18 protein-coding genes are annotated in these 23681 nt (G+C 63.9%); 15 read left to right on the plus strand and 3 right to left on the minus strand.

Annotation, left to right across the window (positions count from 1 at the left end; all coding sequences use genetic code 11):
* From ACWKV7_RS16055 to ACWKV7_RS16110, 12 genes are all read left to right on the plus strand, one after another.
* Window positions 1-438, plus strand: a 438-nt coding sequence (locus tag ACWKV7_RS16055; protein ID WP_483858694.1) for a UDP binding domain-containing protein, incomplete at its 5' end; no start/stop codon positions are given.
* 86 nt (window positions 439-524) lie between these two features.
* On the plus strand, window positions 525-1946 hold the full coding sequence (locus ACWKV7_RS16060) for a mannose-1-phosphate guanylyltransferase/mannose-6-phosphate isomerase (RefSeq protein ID WP_483858695.1): 1422 nt from the start codon (window positions 525-527) through the stop codon (window positions 1944-1946).
* 861 nt (window positions 1947-2807) lie between these two features.
* Complete coding sequence (locus tag ACWKV7_RS16065; protein WP_483858696.1) at window positions 2808-4319, plus strand: glycosyltransferase; 1512 nt, start codon at window positions 2808-2810, stop codon at window positions 4317-4319.
* Between the two features lie 16 nt (window positions 4320-4335).
* Window positions 4336-5484, plus strand: coding sequence for a PilZ domain-containing protein (locus ACWKV7_RS16070; RefSeq protein ID WP_483858697.1), 1149 nt, complete (start codon window positions 4336-4338; stop codon window positions 5482-5484).
* Between the two features lie 11 nt (window positions 5485-5495).
* A complete protein-coding gene (locus ACWKV7_RS16075; RefSeq protein ID WP_483858698.1) occupies window positions 5496-6833 on the plus strand; it encodes a tetratricopeptide repeat protein in 1338 nt (445 codons plus the stop codon).
* A complete protein-coding gene (locus ACWKV7_RS16080) occupies window positions 6830-8188 on the plus strand; it encodes an alginate export family protein (RefSeq protein ID WP_483858699.1) in 1359 nt (452 codons plus the stop codon). The genes ACWKV7_RS16075 and ACWKV7_RS16080 overlap by 4 nt, the downstream gene beginning before the upstream one ends.
* Window positions 8189-8204: 16 nt before the next feature.
* Window positions 8205-9635 carry an MBOAT family O-acyltransferase gene (locus ACWKV7_RS16085; protein ID WP_483858700.1) on the plus strand — a complete coding sequence of 477 codons (1431 nt, stop codon included), beginning with the start codon at window positions 8205-8207 and terminating at the stop codon, window positions 9633-9635.
* Window positions 9636-9645: 10 nt separating this feature from the next.
* Complete coding sequence (locus tag ACWKV7_RS16090; RefSeq protein WP_483858701.1) at window positions 9646-10749, plus strand: alginate O-acetyltransferase; 1104 nt, start codon at window positions 9646-9648, stop codon at window positions 10747-10749.
* A gap of 20 nt (window positions 10750-10769) precedes the next feature.
* Entirely contained in the window at window positions 10770-11411 is a 642-nt protein-coding gene (locus tag ACWKV7_RS16095) for an alginate O-acetyltransferase AlgF (protein WP_483858702.1), read from the plus strand.
* 25 nt (window positions 11412-11436) lie between these two features.
* Window positions 11437-12870: an alginate O-acetyltransferase AlgX-related protein gene (locus tag ACWKV7_RS16100; RefSeq protein WP_483858703.1), complete on the plus strand. Its 1434-nt coding sequence runs from the start codon at window positions 11437-11439 to the stop codon at window positions 12868-12870.
* Complete coding sequence (locus tag ACWKV7_RS16105) at window positions 12861-13973, plus strand: polysaccharide lyase (RefSeq protein ID WP_483858704.1); 1113 nt, start codon at window positions 12861-12863, stop codon at window positions 13971-13973. The genes ACWKV7_RS16100 and ACWKV7_RS16105 overlap by 10 nt, the downstream gene beginning before the upstream one ends.
* A gap of 23 nt (window positions 13974-13996) precedes the next feature.
* Window positions 13997-15556 (plus strand): right-handed parallel beta-helix repeat-containing protein, encoded by a 1560-nt coding sequence (locus ACWKV7_RS16110; RefSeq protein ID WP_483858705.1) that lies wholly within the window; start codon window positions 13997-13999, stop codon window positions 15554-15556.
* A gap of 15 nt (window positions 15557-15571) precedes the next feature.
* Here the strand turns inward: ACWKV7_RS16110 and ACWKV7_RS16115 are convergent, their stop codons facing one another.
* The 3 genes from ACWKV7_RS16115 to thiI form a co-directional block, all read right to left on the minus strand.
* On the minus strand, window positions 15572-16597 hold the full coding sequence (locus ACWKV7_RS16115; protein ID WP_483858706.1) for a hypothetical protein: 1026 nt from the start codon (window positions 16595-16597) through the stop codon (window positions 15572-15574).
* 323 nt (window positions 16598-16920) lie between these two features.
* Window positions 16921-18741: a translational GTPase TypA gene (typA, locus tag ACWKV7_RS16120; protein ID WP_483858707.1), complete on the minus strand. Its 1821-nt coding sequence runs from the start codon at window positions 18739-18741 to the stop codon at window positions 16921-16923.
* A gap of 120 nt (window positions 18742-18861) precedes the next feature.
* Window positions 18862-20316: a tRNA uracil 4-sulfurtransferase ThiI gene (gene thiI, locus ACWKV7_RS16125; RefSeq protein WP_483858708.1), complete on the minus strand. Its 1455-nt coding sequence runs from the start codon at window positions 20314-20316 to the stop codon at window positions 18862-18864.
* 328 nt (window positions 20317-20644) lie between these two features.
* Between thiI and glnA the strand changes: the two genes are divergently transcribed.
* The 3 genes from glnA to ACWKV7_RS16140 all read left to right on the plus strand — a co-directional run bounded on the left by glnA (window position 20645) and on the right by ACWKV7_RS16140 (window position 23444).
* A complete protein-coding gene (gene glnA, locus ACWKV7_RS16130; protein WP_483858709.1) occupies window positions 20645-22048 on the plus strand; it encodes a glutamate--ammonia ligase in 1404 nt (467 codons plus the stop codon).
* Window positions 22049-22299: 251 nt separating this feature from the next.
* Window positions 22300-22824: a DUF4124 domain-containing protein gene (locus ACWKV7_RS16135; protein ID WP_483858710.1), complete on the plus strand. Its 525-nt coding sequence runs from the start codon at window positions 22300-22302 to the stop codon at window positions 22822-22824.
* A gap of 2 nt (window positions 22825-22826) precedes the next feature.
* Window positions 22827-23444 (plus strand): DUF4124 domain-containing protein, encoded by a 618-nt coding sequence (locus ACWKV7_RS16140; protein ID WP_483858711.1) that lies wholly within the window; start codon window positions 22827-22829, stop codon window positions 23442-23444.
* The last annotated feature ends 237 nt before the right edge of the window (window positions 23445-23681 follow it).

The following is a 23681-nucleotide window of genomic DNA, read 5'->3' on the forward strand; positions in this document are numbered from 1 at the left end:
GCGCTGATGCGCAGCAACGCCTACCAGGTGCAAAAGGCCTTCGACATGATCGCCAGCTACGACAAGCGCAAGGTCGCCATGCTCGGGCTGTCGTTCAAGGCCGGCACCGACGACCTGCGCGAAAGCCCGCTGGTCGAGCTGGCCGAGATGCTGATCGGCAAGGGCTACGACCTGTCGATCTTCGACCGCAACGTCGAGTACGCCCGCATGCACGGGGCGAACAAGGACTACATCGAATCGAAGATCCCCCACGTATCCTCGCTGCTCGACTCCGACTTCGACGCCGTGGTCGAGCGCGCCGATGTCATCGTGCTGGGTAACAACGACCCGCAGTTCGCGGAACTGGTGCGCCAAGCACCGCAGGACAAGGAAATCATCGATCTGGTGGGCTTCATGCCGCGCGCCAGCACAACCGGCCAGCAGGGCATCTGCTGGTGAACCGGACGCCCAGCCCGTAGCCCAGGCTCCGGGCTGGCGCCCCTTGACTGCCGTTAGCCGAGTCCAAGCACAAAGGAGAGATCAAGATGATTCCAGTCATTCTGTCGGGCGGCAGCGGTTCGCGGTTATGGCCGCTATCGCGCAAGTCCCATCCGAAGCAATTCCTCGCACTCGCCGGCGAGCACACCCTGTTCCAGCAGACCCTGCAACGCCTGGACATGGACGGCATGGAAAGCCCCATCGTGGTGTGCAACGGCGAGCACCGCTTCATCGTCGACGAGCAGTTGGCCGCCATCGAGCGCACGGCCCAGAGCGTGCTGCTCGAACCCTTCGGCCGCAACACCGCGCCGGCGATCGCCATCGCCGCTCTGCAACTGCTCGCCGACGGCCGCGACGAATTGCTGCTGGTACTGCCGGCGGACCACCTGCTGACTGACGGCCAGGCCTTCCGCCAGGCGCTGGGCCAGGCCCGCCAGGCCGCCGAAAGCGGAGCCCTGGTGCTGTTCGGCGTCCCGGCCGACCGCCCGGAAACCGGCTATGGCTACATCAAGTGCGGCGCTTTCGGTGGCGGCGCACTGGAAACCGTGCTGACGGTCGAGCGCTTCGTCGAGAAACCGGACCTGGCCACCGCCAGTGAGTTCGTCGAGAGTGGCGACTATTTCTGGAACAGCGGCATGTTCCTGTTCCGCGCCAGCCGCTTCCTCGAAGAACTGAAGGAGCACGACCCGGACATCTACGACACCTGCCGACTGACCCTCGAACGCAGCAAGCGCGACGGCGACTATTTACGCCTCGACGCCGACAGCTTCGCCTGCTGCCCGGACAACTCCATCGACTATGCGGTAATGGAAAAGACCCGCCAGGCCTGGGTGCTGCCGCTGCATGCCGGCTGGAGCGACATCGGCTCCTGGTCCTCGCTGTGGGACGTGCAGGCCAAGGACGCCGCCGGCAACGTGAGCAAGGGCGACGTGGTGCTGCAGGACAGCCGCAACTGCTTCGTGCACAGCAGCCACAAACTGGTCAGCCTGATCGGTCTGGACGACGTGGTGGTGGTGGAAACCCAGGATGCGCTGCTGGTGGCGCACAAGGACCAGGTGCAGCAGGTCAAGCAACTGGTCAACCAACTGTCCGCCGAGGAGCGTCCGGAGGCACTGACCCACCGCCAGGTCTACCGTCCCTGGGGCGCCTACGACTCGGTGGACATGGGCAGCCGCTTCCAGGTCAAGCGCATCACCGTGAAGCCCGGCGCCAGCCTGTCGCTGCAGATGCACCACCACCGCGCCGAGCACTGGATCGTCGTCTCCGGCACCGCCCAGGTGACCTGTGGCGAGAAGACCTTCCTGCTCACCGAGAACCAGTCGACCTACATCCCCGTGGCCTCGGTACACCGCCTGGCCAACCCCGGCAAGATCCCGCTGGAAATCATCGAGGTGCAGTCCGGCAGCTACCTGGGCGAAGACGACATCGAGCGACTGGAAGACGTCTACGGGCGCACGGTACCGGCATGATGCCGATGCAGGCGCACCGGCCGGCGTGCATTTCGTCGGCTCCCGGAGAAAAAGGGAACCCCTGGAGGCGCCTCCGGTCTAGAAGCTCCCCGGCGGCCATTGGCCAGCCCGCCGGGGCTTGCCGCCCGTCGGAACACGCTTTCGGGCTGGCAATCGCGAGATAGACGCAGTGCCGCCCAATCGAGAAGCACAACGGGGCGAGCCAGGCCCAAAAAGGCGCAGAACAGCTTCACAGTTGCAGCAAATTTCATTGCAGTAACAAAAGGTTATGTAGTAAAAAACCGAAACAAATAAAAAGTGTCAAATTTCCGTCATGGCGCTGAGCCATCTTTACGCAGGGATTTCAAACACATCGGGAATGGCAGCTCGGAGAAACACATTAAGGCGCAGGGAAGTACCAGATTTCTAGGAAGCCTGGCCCGCAGCTTGCAAAGACCTTAATCGCATCGCTGAAGTCCGCAACGCTCATCGACAGGCGCGACCTTTTTCCCGCGTCCGACCGACCCCAAGAAGGGGCACCTTGAGCAGGTAGGGATGCACTTTCTTCAAAGTTGTAGCTGCCTGGATCTCGCCACGATCAACCCTTTCGGACGAGGGTGTAGCTATGGAAGTCGGCATTACTGGAACAAATGTCATGGGGCGACGCGGGGCATTCTGCCTGGCGTCGATGACCCGGCAAGGATTGGCAGCCGCTCCGGCGCGCACCTGCCTGCACCCTCCCACCGTGACCCCGCCGCCACGCGGCGCGGGCACCATGTCTGCCCACCCTCCGGTGCGGCCCTGCGCGACAGGGGCCGCATCGTATGATCTCGGAATCCATGCGCAACGCGTAACCGAAGGGGGCTAGGGATGGCCAGTTCCATGCAGACCCCTGCGAGCGGGGGCAATGCCTGCGCCCGCTTTTTCGGCTGGACCTGCCTGTTCGGCGTGATTGCCCTGTTCGCCGAACTGGTGGACCCGGTGCTGCTCGACCCGAGCCACAAGAAGTTCATCTTCCTGGTCGGCATCCTCGGCGCCTGGCGTTACGGCAACGCCATCAACCACTACCTGCGCGGCATGTACTTCCTGCACTGGAAGTTCCCGCGCATGCGCAAGGCGGTGGAGCGCATGGGCGAGGCGGCATTGCCCTCCGAGCTGTACATGGTGGTCACCAGCTTCCGCATTCCGACCCATACCACCTTCAAGGTCTACCGCTCGGTGTTCCAGGAAGTGCAGCGGCTGCCGGTGCCCTGCACGGTGATCGCCTCCATCGTCGAGAAGGGCGACGAGGACTTCATCAAGCAGATCATGCGCCAGGAGGTCCAGGGCCGCAGCGACATCCGCCTGGTCATCGTGCGGGCCCGCGGCACCGGCAAGCGCGACGGCCTGGCCCATGCCTTCCGCGCCATGTCGCGGCAGATGCCGGCGCAGGATGCGGTGGTCGGCGTGGTCGACGGCGACACCATGATGTTGCCCGGCTGCGTGGAAAACGCCGTGAAGTTCTTCGCCTACCTGCCCACCGTCGGCGGCATCACCACCAACGAATTCTGCGAGGTGGAAGGCGGCAAGATGATCCGCGAGTGGCACTCGCTGCGCTTCGTCCAGCGCCACGTCAACATGTGCTCGATGGCGCTGTCCAAGCGCGTGCTGACCATGACCGGGCGGCTGTCGTTCTTCCGTGCCGAGGTCATGCTCGACCCCGAGTTCATCCGCGACGTCGAGGCCGACTTCCTGCAGCACTGGCGCCTCGGTCGCTTCCAGTTCCTCACCGGCGACGACAAGTCATCCTGGTTCAGCCTGATGCGCGCCGGCTGGGACACCTTCTACGTGCCCGACAGCAACACCCTCACCGTCGAGCATCCGCCGGATGACAACTTCTTCCGCGCGACTCGCCAGCTGATGTTCCGCTGGTATGGCAACTCACTGCGGCAGAACTTCCGCGCCACCCGTTTGCTCGGTTTCCGTCAGCTGGGACTGTTCACCATGTACGTGCTGTACGACCAACGCGTGTCCATGTGGACCTGTCTGCTCGGCCTCACCGCCTCGGTGGTGGCCGCGCTGCTGTTCGGCTTCGAGTTTCTGCTGGTGTACCTGTTCTGGATTCTCATCACCCGCAGTCTGGTGACCCTGCTCTACCTATTCGCCGGGCACCGCGTCGACCCCATCTACCCGCTGGCTCTGTATTACAACCAGATCCTCGGCTCGCTGATGAAGGTCTACGCCCTTTTCCACATGGACCAACAAAGCTGGACCCGCCAGAAAACCACTCTCAGCAACGGCAGTGCCGACTTCGACGTGAGGCTCAACCGCTGGTCTTCGAAAACCATGCTGGCTTCCTCGATCACGCTGTTCTTCGGAGCCGTGGCCCTGTTGCTCGAACTTTCCCAACATTAGACGCGAGGCGAACGTTATGAATACCGCCACTTCCAACCTGGCAGCCGCAGAAGTAGTCCATGAGGCCATCGACGAGCGCCAGTACGTTCGCACCAAGATCCCGGCCCGGGTGACCCTCAGCGGCGCCGGCCAGCCGGTCGAGTGCGAGATCGAGGATATCTCCCTCGGCGGCATCGGCCTGCGCTGCAGCCAGCCGCTGAAGCCCGGCAGCCTGCTTGGTGTATCGATCCATCTGCAACTGGGCAAGGTGGCGCTGAACATCGATGCACGCATCAAGGTGGTCAACCAGGTCGGCCCGCTGATCGGCGCTCAGTTCATCGAACTGGACAGCCAGAAGCGCGACATCCTGCGCTACCTGATCAGCGCCTACATGGCGGGGGAGATCGCCGACGTCAACGGCCTGCTGCACGTGATGCAGCGGGAGAACTACATCAAGCAGCGCAAGCAGAAGAGCAACACCACCCGCGGCGCGGCGGAACGCCTGAAGGCCGCCGGCGGCAGCCTGCTGTTCCTGTTCGCCGGGCTGCTGATCGCCGGGTTGCTGGTCTACAAGCTGTACCTGTTCTTCTTCCACGTGCCGGCCAACCAGGCCCTGGTGAGTGCCGACGCCTACGTGATCAGCATGCCGGAGAACGGCTACATCAAGTACATGATCGACCGCAGCAAGCCGCGGGTCTCGGTGGGTGAGCCGATCGCCACGGTGTCCACCCAGCTGACCGCCAGCTTCAACACGCCGTCGGATCTCGAAGCGCTGTCCAACCTGTCGCCGAACGACCTGCAGACCGTGCTCGGCCGCGCCCTGATCGAGACGGTGATCTCCAGCCCGTGCGACTGCTACGTGTACTTCCCCGGCAAGCGCCTGGACAGCTACGCCTACAAGTACGACGAGCTGGTGCACCTGATCCCGGCCAACGAGGACATCTTCGTCAAGGCCAGCGTGCCCTTCGCCAAGCTCAAGGACATCAACCGCGTCAACAGCGTGGAGCTCAACGTGCCGGGCATGGAACAGCCGGTCGCCGGCCGCATCCTCAACCAGGCGCTCGACAGCGCCACCCAGAGCCTGGTGCTGACCATCCAGCCGGAGCAGAAGCTGCCGCTGTCGACCTACCAGCAGCCGGTCTCGGTTGACCTGTTCCTCGCGCTGCCATTCAGCGGACTGCTCTAGGGAGGCCAACCATGCTGTCGAATGCCATCCGGCCTCTGCTGCTGGGGCTGGCCCTCGCACTGGTGCCGGCCACCGCGAGCCTGGCGGCCAGCCTGGCGCAGGTGAAGTACCGGCTCTACCTGGACAACCAGGCGGAAGTCGAGGACGACCTGCGCATCCTCGCCGAGCGGGGCGACAACGCTTCGCGGGCGCTGCTGGCGGAAGTGCTGTCCGGCTCGTCCGACCGCAAGCAGGTGGAGGAGTCAATCGAGCTGTACAAGAGCGCCTTCGCCAACGGCCGCGGCGAGCTGAGCGCGCTGTCGGCGCTCGCCGCGCTGGCCGAGCGCAACCCGCAACGCCACGACGCGCTGCGCGGCTTCGTGCTCGAGGGCCTGACACGCTATCCGCATACCCGCGACTTCATGACGCTGAGCACCACGCTGGATGTCTTCCTCGCCTACCCGGATGCCTTCGGCGGCGCCCAGGCCAAGGAGCTGCTCGAGCTCTACCAGCGCGGCTGCGCGCAGGAGTGCCACGGCCTGCTCTACGAAGGCGCGCTGGCCGAGTCCGAGGGCCGCACCGAGCAGGCCAAGGCGTTGTACGAGCGGGCCATGGTCAGCGAGGCGCGAGCAGTGGAGCGCTATTACCGGCTGCTCGGCGAACAGCAGGACGAGTTGTTCAGCGCCCACGCCAAGACCTTGCTGCCGCGCATCGACGACTTGCCCCTGGACGTGGTGCAGAGCATCGGCAACCACCTCAGCAGCATCGCTCGCGAGCACGACCCGGACGTGGTGGTGTGGCTCGACAACGCCATCGAGCGCGGCGCCGTGACCGCGATGGTCGGCAAGGCCAGCTACATGATGAGCATGTCCAGCAACTACAGCGCCGATGACGTCTTCGCGCTGATCGACCGCATTGCGGAAACCCGCCCACGCCATGCAAAGGCCCTGCGTGCCTCGGCCTACATCGTGCGCACCTGGCGGACGCTGGACCCGTTCAAGGCCAAGGCACTGATCGACGAACTGCTCGCCGACGGCTACGACAACGCCTATCTCAACCTCGGCGAGCTTTACAGCATGGGCGGGCTGGACGAAGTGGACCAGCTCAAGGCCCTCGAGGCCTACCAGCACCTCGCCAGCCAGGGCCTGGCCTCGGCCTTCTATCGCATCGCCAACATCTACGCCAGCGGCCGCGGCATGTGCAACGACAAGGTCAAGGCCTATGCCTACGCCAAGATCGCGGTGGACCTGGGCGAACTGGGCGCGCGCCGCCTGCTCAAGGACCTGGAGAAGGAGATCGGCCCGGAGGCGGTCTCCCATGCCTTGCAAGCCCGTAACGACATTCTCAAAGAGACCAAGGCCCAGCTATGAAGACTGCACGTCATATCGCCTTCCCGCTGCTCTGCCTCGGCCTGACGGCTGGCACCGCCGGCCCGCTGCACGCGGCGGCACCGCCCAGCACCCTGGAGATCGACCACAAGCTGACGGTGCAGGGCGGCTACGGCCCCGCCAACTCGACGCTCGATGCCGAGCACGAAGAGTTCTATGGGCTGCGCTACGAACCTTCGCTGTCCTGGTATGCCCCGGATCGCCAGTGGTCGACCTGGCAAGGCTTCACCCGTGCCTGGATCAACTACAGCTCGAGCCAGGCCTCGACGCCGCTGCAGGAAGAACAGACCCAGCAGGTGAAAGGCTTCAATGCCGAGCTGCGCGAGTTCTACCTGCGCCGCAACCTGCTCGGCGGCGATCCGCGCTTCTCGCTGTCGGTGGGCCGGCAGAAGTACTCCGACCACTACGGTATCTGGTGGGATGACAGCATCGAGTCGCTACGCCTGAGCTACGACGACACCTTCGCCCGCGGCTTCGTCGCCATCGCCCAGAAGTTCTACCACTACAACAGCGACGACAACGCGCTGGAGCAGAACGAGCGCGGCATCACCTACGGCATGGGCGAATACGCCGTGCGCTGGAGTGCCAACAACTGGGCCGGCGTGCACCTGCTGCTGGAGAACGACCATTCCGGCGACGACCCGGATGATCCCAGCGACTTCAAGGGCGGGCGCGCCGGCCTGTTCTTCTACGGCGACAACCTGACGGTTTTGCCGCTGTTCAGCGACTATCGCCTGGAGCTGGCAGCGCTCAGGGGCCGCGTCGAGCTGACCGATGCCCTCGGCGGTACCAGCAGCGAGAACAGCAGCGGCTGGGCGGTGCTCGGCGAGGTCGGCAAGCGCTTCGACGACTGGGACTGGACGCCGCGCCTGGCGCTGCGCGCCGGGCTCACCGACAAGCCGTCCAACGCCAACGACGGGTTTTCCCTCAATGCCATCCAGTCCGACCGGGTGATCGACGAGGAAACCTACAACACCGGCCTGCTGGGCACCTTCATCTCGCTCAACCTGCACAACCTGGCGTACTACGGTGTCACCGTCGAGACCCAGCCGCGGCCACGCCATTACTTCGATATCCGCCTCTCCGACCTGTACCTGCGCGACGCCGACCAGGGCCTGCCGCTGCGGGTTTCCCCGGAACTGAGCACTACCGGGGACAAGTCGGTCGGGCAAGTCCTGGACCTGAATTACTACTGGAAGATGTTCCCCTTTGCGTTCCAGGGCGACCAGGTCCATCTCAACCTCCTGCTCAGCGCAGGTTACTTCTGGGCGGGCGATGCCGTGCGCGGGCTGGATGACGATTACCAGCTCTCCTTCGGCGCCGTCCTGCGCTACTGACCCTCAAGGTGCAGCCATGGTCTTCACATCGAATCTGTTCCTTTGCATGTTTCTGCCGCTGTTCCTGCTGGTCTACTACCTGACCAAGGCATCCTGGCGTTCCCATGTCATCGTGTTGGGCAGCTATGCCTTCTATGCCTGGTGGCGGCCGGACTTTTTGCTGCTGTTCATCGCCATTTCCTACTGGAACTACTGGTTCGGGCCGCGCATCAAGCACCGCCTGGAACAGGGCGACAAGCGCGGTGCCTTCCGCCTGCTGACCATCGGCGTGGTCGGCGACCTGGCGGCGCTCGGCTACTTCAAGTACATGAACTTCGGCGTCGACGTGATCGCCAGTGTGCTGCAGCCGCTGGGCATCAACACCTTTACCCTGGAACACATCATCCTGCCGCTGGGCATCTCCTTCTATGTGTTCCAGGCGATCAGCTACATCGTCGACATCTACCGCAAGCAGGCCGAGCCGACCCAGCGCTTCGTCGACTTCGCCGCCTACATCGCGTTGTTCCCGCAGCTGATCGCCGGTCCCATCCTGCGCTACAGCCTGGTGGACCAGCAGTTGCGCCAACGCACCCATTCGATGGAGCTGTTCTCCCTCGGCGCCTGCCGCTTCATGCTCGGCTTCATCAAGAAGGTGCTGATCGCCGACTCCCTGGCGCCGATGAACACCCTGCTGATGGGCGAGGCGCAGCCGGAGATGGTCGACGCCTGGTTCGGCGTGTTCATTTCCCTGGTGCAGCTGTACTTCGACTTCTCCGGCTACAGCGACATGGCCATCGGCCTGGGAATGATGATGGGCTTCCGCTTCCCGGAGAACTTCAACCAGCCCTTCCTCTGCCAGAGCCTCACCGAATTCTGGCGACGCTGGCACCTGACCCTGGCCGATTTCCTGCGCGACTACGTCTACCTGCCGCTGGTGCGCAGCCGCAAGGTCAGCGGCAACGGCGCGCTGTTCCTGACCATGCTGCTGTCCGGCTTCTGGCACGGGGCAAGCTTCGCCTTCATTTGTTTCGGGCTGTATTTCGCCATCGGCATGGTGATCGAGCGCAAGCTCGGGCTGACCACCAAGATCACCGACCCGTACAAGTTCTGGCGCAACATCATCGCGTTCACCGGGGTGGTGTGCTGCATGCCGCTGTTCATCTCCGGCGATCTCAGCCATGCCCTGCGCATCTACTCCGGCATGTTCGGCCTGCACGGCCTCGGCTCGATGGACCTGTATTTCCTCGGCACCTCGTCCCTGACGGTGTCCTTCACCGTGGTGGCGATCGCCTGGGTGGTGATCGCCGGGGTGATCAACCGGCGCTACTACGACAACGGCAAGGCCGACGGCTACTTCATGCAGAACGTCAACGGCTTCAGCGCTGCGCTGCTGTGGGCCGGGTTCGGTCTATCGCTGACCCGCCTGGCCGCCAACTCGTTTTCCCCATTCCTGTATTTCCAATTCTAAGGAGGTCGCCATGTTCCCTGTGATGAGTTCCGCCAGCCGCATCAATGGAATCGGGTTCTGCATTCTGTTGGCCGCATTGCTGCTGTATTCCGTGCCGAAGATCATCAGCTTCGGCAAGACCCAGGAGCCCACGTTCGAGATGCTCAGCGACGGCGAGTTGCTGCGCGATTTCGAAGAGTTCTACGACAAGAACTTCATCCTGCGCCAACCCTCGGTCGAGCTATGGGCCAACGTGCAGTACCTGCTGTTCAACGAGGGCAGCAGCGGCGTGGTGATGGGCAAGGACGGCTGGCTGTTCACCAATGAGGAATACCTCGTGCCGAACACCTACCAGGCCGTGCTCGACCAGCACATGGCAAAGATCGCCGAGGTCCGCCAGCGCCTGAGCCAGCACAACAAGCGGCTGATCATGGTGCCGCTGCCGATGAAGCTGGACGTGTACTCCGAATACGCCAGCAAGCCCTTCGACCACCGCGCCCAGGAGCTGTACAGCGATTTCCTCTCCCGCCTCCAGCAACAGCAGATCGCCGTGGCGCCGGTGCGCGACGCCTTTTTCGAAGGCAAGCGCAAGGAATTGCTCTACCTGGAACGCGACACCCACTGGACGCCCTACGGGTCCCGTCTCGCCGCCCAGGAAATCGCTCGCCAGTACCCGGAGCTGAAGGGCGAACGCCGCTACCTGTCGCGCGCCGTACAGGAGAAGGCGCTGGCCGGCGACCTGATGAACTACGTGCAGTTCAACAAGCAACTCAACCCCGAGCTGTTCAAGCCGACGCGCATTCCGCTGTTCGAAACCGTCAGCGCCGATCAGCAGATCGACGACTCCCAGCTGTTCGGCGAAGCCGACCAGCCGATCATGCTGGTCGGCTCCAGCTACACCAAGATCGACGACTGGAACTTCCCCGGCTTTCTCAAGGAGGCCCTGCAGAACGACCTGCTGACCACCGCCGTGGAAGCGCGCGGTCCGTTCTACGCCATGGACAACTTCCTCGCCGGCGAGCAGTTGAAGAACGACAGCATCAAGACCGTGATCTGGGAGTTCCCGGTACGCACCCTGCTTTCGCAGAAATCCAGCTCGAACAGCTGGGCAAACACCATGGACCAGTTTTTCTAACCGCCACAAGGAGATAGATCATGCTCAACGTTACCCGAAGCCTACTGCTCAGCCTGCTGCTCGCCCCCCTCGCCGCCTTCGCCCAGAACGACGGCAACGCCGGCCTGTATGGCGCACAGGCGCCTGCCGACTCGGCCTACGTGCGCGTCCTCAATCTCAGCGCCGCCCCCGCCGAGCTGACCATCAGCGGCAAGTCGCGCGCCCAGAAAGTCAGCGGCGGCCAGCTCGGCGCCTACCTGTTCGTCGCCCCTGGCGAGCGCAAGATCACCGTCAACCAGACCGGCATGGAAAGCACCCTGGCCGCCAACTCGGCACTCACCCTGGTCTACGACGGCAGCAAGCTGCAGCCGATCAACGAGACCTTCAGCGAAGACCCGAAGAAAGCCCTGGTCGCCTTCTACAACCTCACCGACAAGCCGCTGGCACTGAAAACCCTGGACGGCAAGCACGCCATCGTCGAGGACATCGCCGGCTACCAGTCCGGCACCCGCCAGGTGAACGAGCTGAAGATCGGCTTCGCCGCCTTCGACGGCGACCAGAGCATCGCCAAGTTCGACGAGCAGTTGCTGAAGAAAGGCCGCTCCTACAGCTACATGGTGATCGAGGACGGCGGCCAGTACCGCACCATCAGCCTGGCCAACAGCCTGGACAGCATTGAATAAGACACTTACAGGGAGGCCGGCGGACATGAAGATCGCTCTGCACCACCACCTCGTCGCCCTCGGCGCCGGCCTGCTGCTTGCCGGCGCGGTGCAGGCGCAGCCCCCGGGCGCCGACGCGCGCCCGATCGTCGGTGGGTTCAAGGAAGACTGCAACCTCGAGTGCCTGATCTGCCCGGCCCTGGACGAGCCCGAGCGCTATGCCGAAGGCATCATGAAGTCGATGAAGACCATCGCCCCGGGCACGGATCGCTGGTTGTTCCGCTCGGAGGTGGACCTGAGCAACGACTTCGGCATCCCGCCGGCCATGCGCCCGGAGTTCGCCCGGCTGATGGCGGCCTTCGCCGCTAAGGGCACCCGGGTGGTCATCGCCGTGCAGCCGACCCGCGGCATCATGCATCGCGACAAGGTGCGTCCGGACAAGGCCTACGGCTTCGACTTCGTCACCGCCCGGCGCAACCTGGCGTCCTTTCTCGATCAGCTGCGTGCGGGCGGCGCCATCGTGCCGGACATCCTGCCGCTGGTGGATAACCCGCCCCAGAGCGACTACTTCTTCCGCCGCGACCACCACTGGACGCCCACCGGGGCACGGGTCACGGCGCGGGTGGTGGCCGACGAGGTCCTGCGCCAGCCGTTCTACGCCAACCTGGCGAAGAAGGCCTACGTCACCGAGGAGGGGGTGATGCTGCCCAAGGACGGCACCATGAGCCGGGCGATGCGCAAGATCTGCGGCAACAACTACGGCAACCAGTACGTGCGCGGCTTCCAGACCCTGCCGGCGGACTCCGGCGCCGACGCGCTGTTCGAGGAGGCCGCCGACCCGGAGGTGGTGCTGGTGGGTACCAGCAATTCGGCCAACCGCGACGACGAGACCAAGAACTACAACTTCGACGGTTACCTCAAGGAGTACCTGAGCGTCGACATCCTCAACTACGCCCTGCCCGGTGCCGGCCAGGACGGTTCGCTGCTGCAGTACCTGCAGTCGGAGAACTACTCTCCGGACGCGCCGCCGAAGATGATCGTCTGGGAACTGCCGGCCAGCTTCCGCCTGGAAGACCCCTTGATGTACCGGCAACTGCTGCCGGCCATCGCCGGCGGCTGCGGCAAGGCCGACAAGGTTCTCGCCAACAGCGTGAAGCTACCGAAACTGGCGGTCGACCAGCGCGTCGAGATCCTCAGCAATGCCGGTGCGCAGCGCCACCAGCTGGGAGCCCGCCAGGGCTTTCTCGACATCAAGATCGCCGACAAGAACGTCAAGGACTTCTACATCATCACCTACTACGACAACGGCGCCCGCGACAAGGTGTGGTATCGCCGCGACGCCGTGGTCGATGGCGGCCAGTACTACCTGGAGCTGAGCCGCGCCAGCGAGTTCCACGACGCCAACCTGCTCTCGGTCTTCTTCGAACCCAGCGAGCCGCTGGAATCCCCTACCGATCTGGAGGTGCAACTGTGCCTGTAATCTCCCTTGGGCAGCGTCTCGCATTCCTGCTCGGCGTGCTGGCCGCCGGCAGTGCTTCGGCGACCTCGATCTGGCCGGACCATCCCACCAAGCTGGCCAGCCAGAGTGCCAACTACCAGGAGCTGAGCTGCCACAAGACGCCGATGCAGCCCTATACCGGGCACCTGCAACTGGACAGCAAGTACGACCAGAGCGACATCAGCAAGTCGCGACTGGCCAGCAGCACCTCGGCGGAGTCGAAGAAGGTCCAGCGCTATCTGGACACCTACGTGAAGAGGTTGGTGCAGTTCGCCGACTACTATCAGGATGCGAACAGTCCCGAGCAGGCCAGCCTGGCCCTGGCGTGCCTCGACCAGTGGCTGGAAAGCTGGGCCAGGGCCGGTGCCATACAAAGCCGCGACGCCAGCAAGACCGGTATCGCCACGCGCAAATGGGCGCTGGCGGCGATCGCCTCCACCGTGCTCAAGGTCGAATCGCTGAGCGGCAACCGCCTGCAATTGTCGTCCATCCAGCGGGGCTGGCTCGACCGGCTCGCCCAACTGGTCATCGAGGACTACCGGCCGCGGCAGAACCCGGACTTCGCCTACTTCAATAACCACGACTACTGGGCCGGCTGGGCGGTAGCGGCTACCGGCATGCTGCTCAACCGCAGCAGCTACCTGCTCTGGGGCGACAGCAACCTGCGGCGCGGCCTGACGCAGATCAACCTGTCCACCAACGGCGACTACGGCTACCTGCCCATGGAGCTGGCACGCGGCCAACTGGCGGCCAACTACACCCACTACGCCATGGTGCCGCTGGTGCTGCTGGCCGAAAGCGCCCAGCGCAACGGCCGGCCGCTGACCGACGAAGAAGCGCGCAAGCTGGTCCTGCTGGCCAACTTCGCCGCGCGAATCTCGCTGGAACCCGGTCGCCTGCCGGAGCTGCAGGGTCAGCCACAGGCCGACGTGCCGCCCTACAAGATGTCCTGGCTGCTGCCCTTCCTCAACAGCTACCCGCAGCACGCCTGGGCACGCAAGCTCTACAGCACCCAACGCGGCAAGGTTGAAAACTACAGCCAGATCGGCGGACAGATCGCTCCGCTCTATCCGCGCGTGAGATGACTCGATTGCAGGGAGATGCACACATGGCGCAGCACAGCGATACCTTCGGCAAGCAAAACGGCCCGCGTAGCGGCCTTCTCGCCTGGCTGTTGTGCGGCGCCCTGGCGCTGGCCGGGCCCCTGGCCGCCGAGCCGCAGACGCTCTATCGGCACCAGATCCATGCCCTGTCGACCCTCGACCAGCAGGAGCAGCTGGCCCAGTTGCTTGCCAGCGCCGGCCAGCACGTTGGCGCCCAGCACGTACAGAGCGATCCGCCACCGGGGCGTGCCACGGTGGGTCTGCAGCCACTGTTCTCGGCGCAGGCCGGCAGCTGGCCGTTCGAACCCTTCGCCCGCAACGGCCTGTTCAAGATCATCGCGCGCTACCAGGCCCATCACCCCCGGGCACTGGTCATCAGCGGCGGCAGCATCACCCTCGCCCAGTTGCACCAGGCGATAGCCGACCAGCGCATCCTGCGCAAGCACAAGGATGGCTACCTGCTCAGCTATCCGCTCCTGATCGCCCCCGGCGGCGCCCTGCTGGTGGAGAACACCTCGCTCTATCTGTATACCGGCTCGGGCACCGCGCTGATCAACCAGGGCCTGCTCAGCCTGAAGCAGGCCACCCTGGAAAGCTGGAGTGGCGACAAGGCCGAGAACGGCGACCATCCGTTCCGCCCATTCGTCATGGCCTGGGCCGGGAGCAGCACCCTGGTGGAGCGCTCGAACATTGCCAAGCTCGGCTACAACGCCTACCTGACCCGCGGCCTGACCGCCGCCCGCAGCACCGAGCAACCGGCCCAGACGCCCCCGGCCAAGGTGCTGCTGCGGGAAAGCCTGGTGGAGCAGCTGTCCACCGGCATGGAGCTGCAGCACGCGTTCGCCGTGGTGGAAAACTCCCGGCTGCAAAACCTGCAGCAATATGCGCTGGACATCCAGGACAGCCGCGTCAGCATCAGCCACAACCGCATCGAGCAGGTGCGCAACAACAGCGGGATTCGCCTGCGCGGGCAGAGCGAGGGCCTGGTGGAGCACAACGTGATCCTGCACACCGGCAAGGCCGCCATCGAAGTGAGCCAGCAGAGCGGCAACCTGGCGCTGACCCACAACATGATCGGCTCGACGCGCAACGGCGTGCTGCTGCGAGATATCCCGGGGGGCGGTGAAGATGTGCTGCTGCTGGCCAAGAACCTGATCGCCAACAGCAGCGCCAGCGGTATCGACGGGGTCAACGTCGGCCAGGCCTATATCGCCGAAAACCGCATCAGCCTCAGCCCGGAATACGCCATCAGCGTGCGCAACCCACCCGAGCCACCGAGCCGCCTGGTACTGGTGAACAACAAGCTGGGCCAGATCGGCAAGGCGATGATCCGCGTCAAGGGCGTCACCAGTCTGGTGCTCGGCGGCAACCAGTTCCAGGGCACCGACAACCAGCCGATCCTCAGCGGCGACCTGCTGCCGGTACAGAGCCTGTTGATGGAAGCAACGCTGGTCAATGGCTGCTACGTCGAGGTGCTGATGGATGACGAGGCGACGTCGCCAGAAGCTCAGCCGGCCCCCCCCACCTGCCCGACCGGTGGGCCGGGCCAGAAGATCGTATTCTGACGCGGCCCGCGGGGGTCAGGGATAGGGCTCGCTGGGAACCAGCAGCACGGCGTGGTATTTGCCCCTGGGTGTGCGCGCCATGGCCAGGATCTGGCCCTTCTCGTTGACGTTCATGCCCGCCTCGACCAGCCAGCCGCTGGCGTTGACCAGTAGCAGGTTGAGGTCCAGCATGCCGTTCGCCGCCGTCCAGAAATAGCCACGGGGTCCGGCCAGGGTGTCGCTCTGCCCCACCACCACACCCGCATCGTTGACCCCCTTGGCATAGCTGTTGAGGCCGCCGAGGGTACCGAGATCGAGCATGCCGCTGCCGGGCGTCCAGAGGAACGCGTGATCGACCGCGCCAACGGCGCTGTAGCCGACCACCTGGCCCAGGTTGTTGAGCGCCTTGCCGTAGCTGTTGCCGCCCCCCAGGCTACCGATGTCCTGCATGCCGCTGCCGGGCTGCCAGAGGAAGGCATGCACGCTGGAGGTGCTCAGGCTGAAGCCGGTGACCTGCCCGTTTTCGTTGATGCCGGTGGCATAGCTGTTGCCCAGCTCGTTGAGCGCGCCGAGGTTCTGCATGCCGCCCTTGGCGGTCCACAGGTAGGCCCGGTACCGGCCGGCGGCGGTTTCGCTGTAGCCGACTACCTGGCCGAGGTTGTTGATCTCCCGGGCGTGGCTCTCGCTACCGCCGAGGGTACCGAGATCCTGCATGCCGCCCGCGAACGTCCAGATGAACGCCCGGTCGATGGTGCCGATCTTGTTGTAGCCGACCACGGTGCCGTCGTCGTTGACGCCGTAGCCGTAACTGGCGCCGTTGCCCAGCGCGCCGAGGTCCTGCATGCCGGTGCTGGGTGACCAGAAGAAGGCATGGGCCGCCGTGCCGGCATAGCTGTAGCCGGTGGCCAGGCCGCTTTCGCTGAGGGTATGGGGGACACTGTAGGAACTGCTGACCAGACTGCCCAGGTCGGCGACTTGAAAGGTCAATCCATGGGCGCTCTGAGCGATGGCAGCCAGCAGAACGCTGCCCCAGAGCACATTGCCGTTATGACGCATGCGCATGACGATCTCTCCAAACCAGGTGGAAGATAGGCAGGTAGGAAAAGAACTCCGCCACGAACGGCAAGGCGCGGGGAGTCAATGAATGCAAGACAGCGGAGTCGTTGCCGTCCATCGGCAATCTTCTGTTGAGTAAAGCCCCTCCTGCAGTGCTGTCAATTTGCTCAAGCGAAGCGATTAGATACCGCCAATTGGACCCGGACAATTGGCCGAAGGTGGGGTGCATCACAGAACCGTCAAACCGCCCGACGGCCTTTGTCGCGGCCATGAAAAAGCCCGGCAAGCGTGGCTTGCCGGGCCTATTTCACCACTTCGCGGGTAAGCGCTTAGACCTTGCTGCGCTCGTAGCGCTTGCGGTCGTTCTCGTTGAGCAGCTTCTTGCGCAGGCGAATCGACTTCGGCGTCACTTCCACCAGTTCGTCGTCGGCGATGAACTCCAGCGCCTGCTCCAGGGTGAAGCGGATCGGCGGAACCAGGGCGATGACTTCGTCCTTGCCGGAAGCGCGCATGTTGTCGAGCTTCTTGCCCTTGGTGGGGTTGATCACCAGGTCGTTGTCACGGCTGTTGATGCCGGCCAGCTGGCCTTCGTAGATCTCGTCGCCTGGGCCGAGGAACAGCTTGCCGCGGCTCTGCAGGGTTTCCAGCGAGTAGGTCAGCGCGGTGCCGGTGGCCATGGAAACCAACACGCCGTTCTGGCGGTTGCTGACTTCGCCGGCCTTGATCGGACCGTAGTGGCTGAAGGTCGACGTCAGGATGCCGGTGCCCGAGGTCAGGGTCAGGAAGTTGTTGCGGAAGCCGATCAGGCCGCGCGCCGGGATGGTGTATTCCAGGCGCACGCGACCCTTGCCGTCGGGGATCATGTTGGAGAGATCGCCCTTGCGCAGGCCCATCTGCTCCATCACCGAGCCCTGGTGCTGCTCTTCGATGTCGATGGTGACGTTCTCGTAGGGCTCCTGCTTCTCGCCGGCCTCGTTCTCGATGATCACCACTTCCGGACGGCCAACGGCCATTTCGAAGCCTTCGCGGCGCATGGTTTCGATCAGTACCGACAGGTGCAGTTCGCCGCGGCCGGACACCTTGAACTTCTCAGGACTGTCGCCCTGTTCGACACGCAGCGCCACGTTGTGCAGCAGCTCCTTCTCGAGGCGCTCCTTGATGTTGCGGCTGGTGACGAACTTGCCTTCCTTGCCGGCGAACGGCGAGTCGTTGACCTGGAAGGTCATGCTCACGGTCGGCTGGTCGACGGTCAGCGGCGGCAGGGCCTCGACGTTCTGCGGGTCGCACAGGGTGTCGGAGATGAACAGCTCTTCCATGCCGGACACGCAGACGATATCGCCGGCTTCGGCCTCGGCGACTTCGACGCGCTGCAGGCCGGAGTGGCCCATGATCTTCAGGATGCGGCCGTTGCGGCGGCTGCCGTCGTCGCTGACCGCCACCACCGGGGTGTTGGACTTGATCTTGCCGCGGGTGATGCGGCCGATGCCGATCACGCCGAGGAAGCTGTTGTAGTCGAGCTGGGAGATCTGCATCTGGAACGGACCGTCGACGTCGACGACCGGCGCCGGCACGTGGTCGATGATCGCCTGGAACAGCGCGTCCATGTTGTCGTCCATCTTCTCGTGGTCCATGCCGGCGATGCCGTTCAGGGCCGAGGCGTAGACGATCGGGAAGTCCAGCTGCTCGTCGGTGGCGCCGAGGTTGTCGAACAGGTCGAAGATCTGGTCGATGACCCAGTCCGGACGCGCGCCGGGGCGGTCGATCTTGTTCACCACCACGATCGGACGCAGGCCGGCCTTGAACGCCTTCTGGGTCACGAAGCGGGTCTGCGGCATGGGGCCGTCCTGGGCGTCGACCACCAGCAGCACCGAGTCGACCATCGACATCACGCGCTCCACCTCGCCACCGAAGTCGGCGTGGCCGGGGGTGTCGACGATGTTGATGTTGTAGCCGTTCCACTTGATGGCGGTGTTCTTCGCCAGGATGGTAATGCCGCGCTCCTTTTCCTGGTCGTTGGAATCCATCACGCGTTCGCTTTCGGCTTCCTTGCGGTCAAGGGTGCCGGACAGCTTGAGCAGCTTGTCGACGAGGGTGGTCTTGCCATGGTCGACGTGGGCGATGATGGCGATGTTGCGGAGATTCTCGATCACTGGGTTCTATCTCTTAAAAGAAAAGCTTCAGGCTGCAAGGCTGCAGGTCGTTCATGCAGATTCCGTTACAGCAGGTCGGGAGGGCGATGGCGAATGCTGCCACCGAGCAGGCCGGCACGCTTAATGCGGGCGATAAACACGTACATTGGCATGTCCCTCACTCAACAGGTGGTGGGCATGCAGGCGACTCATCACGCCTTTGTCGCAGAACAACAAGTACTGGCGATTGGCATCCAGTTCCTTGAATTTGCTATTGATCGCGTAGAACGGCAGGGGTTGCACCTCGACGCCGGGCAACTCCAGCGGATCGTCTTCCTGGGCGTCCGGGTGGCGAATATCCAGCACGATCTGGCCCGCCAGGGCCTCGCTCACTTCCTCGACCCGCACGTCCTCGCCCAGTTCGTCGATCACCCGGTCGATAGTCACCTGGCGGGCACGCTCCAGCGCGCGTTCGAGGATCGCCATGTCGAACTGCGACTCCTCGTGCTCGATGCGGTGGCGCTTGGCGCGGGTGGTCGGGTTCACCGAAATCACCCCGCAGTACTCGGGCATATGCTTGGCGAACTCGGCGGTGCCAATAAGGGTAGCGGTATCGATGATGTCCTGCTTGTGGCTGGCGATCAGCGGACGCAGCACCAGCATGTCGGTCGCCGAGTCGATCACCGAGAGATTCGGCAGGGTCTGGCTGGACACCTGGGAAATCGCCTCGCCGGTGACCAACGCATCCAGTTTCAGGCGTTCGGCGATGCGGGTGGCGGCACGCAGCATCATGCGCTTGAGCACCACACCCATCTGGCTGTTGTCGACCTTGCCGAGGATCTCGCCGACCACTTCCTCGAACGGCACGCTGATGAACAGCACGCGCTGCGAGCGGCCGAACTTCTCCCAGAGGTAGTGGGCGACTTCCATCACCCCCAGCTCATGGGCGCGGCCGCCGAGGTTGAAGAAGCAGAAATGCGTCATCAGCCCGCGGCGCATCATCTGGTAGGCGGCCACGGTGGAATCGAAGCCGCCGGACATCAGCACCAGGGTCTGCTCCAGCGAGCCCAGCGGGTAACCGCCCAGGCCTTCGTGCTGGTGATGGATGATGAACAGGCGCTGGTCGCGAATCTCCATGCGCACTTCGACTTCCGGCGCCTTCAGCGAAATACCGGCGGCACCGCACTGTTGGCGCAGGCAGCCACCGATGTAGCGCTCGACCTCCATGGAGGTGAAGGAATGCTTGCCGGCGCGCTTGCAGCGCACGGCGAAGATCTTGCCGGGCAGCTGGTCGGCGAAGTGCGCGGTGCATTTGGCGAGGATGTCGTCGAAATCGCCCAGCGGGTACTCGTGCACTTCGAGGAAGTGCGCGATGCCGGGCACGCAGGTCAGCCGCTCGATCATCTCGCGCAGTAGCTTCGGCTCGGTGACCGCGGTTTCCACCTCGAGGTTGTCCCAGACGCCTTCGACCGCCAGGTCCGAGTCGAGATCGCGCAGCACGGTGCGGATGTTCTTCGACAACTGGCGGATGAAATGCTTGCGCACCGGCCGGCTCTTGATGGTGATTTCCGCGAAGACTTTGACGATCAGCTTCATGAATGACAGCGCCCGGCGGGATGGCCGAAAAACAGGGGCGCGGATTATAGCGGAAATTGCTCAAGGTTTAATCAGCAATCGCATCATTCTCCCAAGCCGAACCATTTTGGTGCACTACACTTCCTTGGCGCACTTAAATCGTGCAGACAGTGCACCAAAATATCCGTGCAATCCCCGCTACGCCTGAGTTTTAGCCCTTCTGCCCATTACGGGGCAGTGGCATGCAATTTGCTCCCTTGTGAGGCAGGTTGCCCAAGCGGAGTATTCCGGCCCGGCTTCACCTTATTTTGGAAGCAAGCATTCTGCTTCCGTTCACCTGGAGGACACCATGTCGAAGTCGCTTCAACTGATTAAAGATAACGATGTGAAGTGGATTGATCTGCGCTTCACCGATACCAAAGGCAAGCAGCAGCATGTGACCATGCCCGCCCGCGATGCCGATGACGATTTCTTCGAGCATGGCAAGATGTTCGACGGTTCCTCCATCGCCGGCTGGAAGGGCATCGAAGCCTCCGACATGATCCTGATGCCGGACGACAGCACCGCCGTGCTCGACCCGTTCACCGAAGAGCCGACCCTGATCCTGGTCTGCGACATCATCGAGCCGAGCACCATGCAAGGCTACGACCGCGACCCGCGCGCCATCGCCCGCCGCGCCGAGGAGTACCTGAAGAGCACCGGTATCGGCGACACCGTGTTCGTCGGCCCGGAACCCGAGTTCTTCATCTTCGACGAAGTGAAGTTCAAGTCCGACATCTCCGGCTCGATGTTCAAGATCTACTCCGAGCAGGCTTCCTGGATGACCGACCAGGACGTGGAAGGCGGCAACAAGGGCCACCGTCCGGGCGTCAAGGGCGGCTACTTCCCGGTTGCCCCGGTCGACCACGACCACGAAATCCGTACCGCCATGTGCAACGCCATGGAAGAGATGGGCCTGGTCATCGAAGTTCACCACCACGAAGTGGCGACTGCCGGCCAGAACGAGATCGGCGTGAAGTTCAACACCCTGGTCGCCAAGGCTGACGAAGTCCAGATCCTCAAGTACTGCGTGCACAACGTGGCCGATGCCTACGGCAAGACCGCCACCTTCATGCCCAAGCCCCTGTACGGCGACAACGGTTCGGGCATGCACGTGCACCTGTCCATCGGCAAGGACGGCAAGAACACCTTCGCTGGCGAAGGCTATGCCGGCCTGTCCGAAACCGCTCTGTACTTCATCGGCGGCATCATCAAGCACGGTAAGGCCCTGAACGGCTTCACCAACCCGTCGACCAACTCCTACAAGCGCCTGGTCCCGGGCTTCGAAGCACCGGTCATGCTGGCCTACTCGGCCCGCAACCGCTCCGCCTCGATCCGCATCCCGTACGTCAACAGCCCGAAAGCCCGCCGCATCGAAGCGCGCTTCCCGGACCCGGCGGCCAACCCCTACCTGGCCTTCGCCGCCCTGCTGATGGCCGGCCTGGACGGCATCCAGAACAAGATCCACCCCGGCGATGCCGCCGACAAGAACCTGTACGACCTGCCGCCGGAAGAGGCCAAGGAAATCCCGCAGGTTTGCGGCAGCCTGAAAGAGGCCCTGGAAGAGCTGGACAAGGGCCGCGCGTTCCTGACCAAGGGCGGCGTGTTCTCCGACGACTTCATCGATGCCTACATCGAGCTGAAGAGCGAAGAAGAGATCAAGGTGCGCACCTTCGTGCACCCGCTGGAATACGACCTGTACTACAGCGTCTAAGCCAGCCGGCAGCCTAAAGAGAGGCCTCCTTCGGGAGGCCTTTTCTTTTGGGGCTTTGGATGCGTCGGACAAGGGATTATTGATATCGGACTGGCAAGTTATTCGCTTGCCAAACCCACCCACGCCAAAAGGGCTCCAAGCCCCACTCTCTCCCCCTCCCAGGCAAAACCGATCACAGCCCCACACCTTCGAACTTGCCAGCACGCCCACCTAGTGCAAGGCTTAACGCCGTGCATCCTCCGGAGAGCGCCATGCGCCTGCTCACTACCTGCCTGCTCGCTGCCCTGGCCCTGCCGGCCAGCGCCGAGATCTACAAGTACACCGACGCCAAGGGCAACACGGTGTTCACCAACCAGCCACCTGAAGGCGTCGGCGCCGAACAGGTCACGCTGCCGCCGACCAATACGGTGGAGCCGCCGCCGGACATACAGCCGGCCACCACTGCGGAGCAGGACCAGGATCAGGGCGGCGCGCCCTACAGTACGCTGGCCCTGACCGGCATTCCCGACGACGAAGCCCTGCGCGCCAACAACGGCACCTTCAGCGTCGGCGTGCAGATCGAACCGCGCCTGCGCCCCGGTCACAGCTTGCGCCTGCTGCTCGATGGCGAGCCCCACGGCCAGCCGAGCAACGTGCCACGCCTGCAGGTCACCGAAGCGGCACGCGGCGAGCACAGCCTTGCCGTGGAAGTGCTGGCTGGCGACAAGCCGATCCAGCAGAGCCCGGCCGAGACCTTCACCATCCAGCGGGTCCATCTCGGAAATCCGGCACCCTGATCATGCGAACACTGTTGCTGTTGTGCCTGCTGCTGATGCAGCCGGCTTTCGCCGGGGTCTACACCTATATCGACGAAGAGGGAAACCGCGTCTTCACCGACCAGCCGCGTTCCGGCCAGGCCGAGCGCATCGAGCTGGCGCCGTCTAACGAGATGCCGGCCGTGGCGGTCCCTCCCGCTACCTTCGACCCCTACGCGGAGCCGCCGCCGCTACCCAGCTACCAGGTGCTGCGCATCCTGGTGCCGGAGCCCGATGCCACCATTCGCGACAACACGGGCAACCTGATCGTCAGCGTCACCAGCGAGCCCGGCCTGATGGACGGCCATCACTACCGGCTGATCCTCGACGGCCAGCCGGTCAGCGAGCCTGGCCGCAGCCCGGTGTTCCCGCTGGAAAACCTGGACCGCGGCACCCATCAGCTCGCCGTGGAAATCCTCGATGCCCAGGGCCGCACCCTGGAGCGCACGCCCAGCCAGCCCTTCCACATGAAGCGCATTTCACTGGCGCAGAAACGCTTGGCCAACCCCTGCAAGAAGGCCGACTACGGCGTGCGGCCGGAGTGCCCGCTGAAGGACAAACCACCGGAGAAGAAGGACATCCCCTTCGTGCCCTTCATCTGAACGCCGTGCGGCCGCCCTCGGGCTGGTCGCACCCGCGCGCCCTGACAGTCCCGCCCGCCGATCCCATTGCGAAAGTCACTGCACCATTTTGGTGCCTGCGACTGCACCGCTTTCTATACTCTCCCTGTTTTGGTTCGCCGCCCGCCTGCTCGCCTGCGCCGAAACGCGGCCTTTGGGTCTAGCGCAGCACATTGCGCGCGTCTTTTCGGGGCTTTGGTTTGCTTCTTGCATTTTCCA

Source organism: Zestomonas ipomoeae, from assembly GCF_057128665.1.